Below are 1,068 nucleotides of genomic sequence, written 5' to 3'. Positions count from 1 at the left end.
TTCCCCACTGCTGCCTCCCGTAGGAGTCTGGGCCGTGTCTCAGTCCCAGTGTGGCCGGTCGCCCTCTCAGGCCGGCTACCCGTCGTCGCCTTGGTAGGCCATCACCCCACCAACAAGCTGATAGGCCGCGGGCTCATCCTTCACCGCCGGAGCTTTCCACGCACAGACCATGCGGTCGCGCGTCATATCCGGTATTAGACCCCGTTTCCAGGGCTTGTCCCAGAGTGAAGGGCAGATTGCCCACGTGTTACTCACCCGTTCGCCACTAATCCCCTCCCGAAGGAGGTTCATCGTTCGACTTGCATGTGTTAAGCACGCCGCCAGCGTTCGTCCTGAGCCAGGATCAAACTCTCCGTGAATGCTTCCGGGTACTCCCGGTGACACTCGCGTTGAGCGGAACCGGAGGGAGGAATAATCCCTCGGTTCACAGCGTCCTCGCTGTGTTTTCTTCAAAGGAACCTCGCCACCAGACCATCCGGTCCGGTAGACGGGGTATCAACATATCTGGCGTTGACTTTTGGCACGCTGTTGAGTTCTCAAGGAACGGACGCTTCCTTTGGACTCCCTCTCGGGCTTCCTCCGGGCGCTTCCCTTCGGTCTTGCGTTTCCGACTCTATCAGATCCTCGCGGTCCTGATTTTCGCCGGTGCGATTCGGCCTTTCGGCTTCTTCGCGGTTCCCACCTTACCAGATCCGTTTCCGTCTCCGGCGCCCCGTGGGAGCGGGCTCGGCCGCTTCGCTTTCGCTTTTCGGCCTTTCCGACTCTATCAGATCTTGTTCGTTCCGTTGCCGGTCCGAATTCGTTTCCGATTCCCCGTCGGAGGGGCTGCCATTTGGCTTTTCCGACTTTATCAGAAGCGTTTCGGGCGAATTGAATCGGCCGGGGCTTCCGGTAAGTGGTCGGTTGCGCTTCGTCGAATTCAGGATTCTGAGCGAAGCGGAGAAGAGACTAACCGTCGCTGATGAACTTGTCCAGTTCGTTGCAACCGTTCGAATCTACCTCCCCCGGCTGCTCGTGTCAACGGTAGCCGGGGCGAAGAGGAGATTAGCAGGTCAGCGGGGCTCTGCG

At 59.4% G+C, this 1,068-nt stretch carries 1 rRNA gene; it reads right to left on the bottom strand.

Annotated elements, in window-relative coordinates:
- A 16S ribosomal RNA gene (locus AC069T_RS37985) occupies positions 1-359 on the bottom strand; the annotation flags it as partial.
- Positions 360-1,068: the final 709 nt, after the last annotated feature.

Source organism: Streptomyces sp. NPDC043867 (genome assembly GCF_056435845.1).
This window is presented reverse-complemented; position numbering and strand designations above follow the sequence as displayed.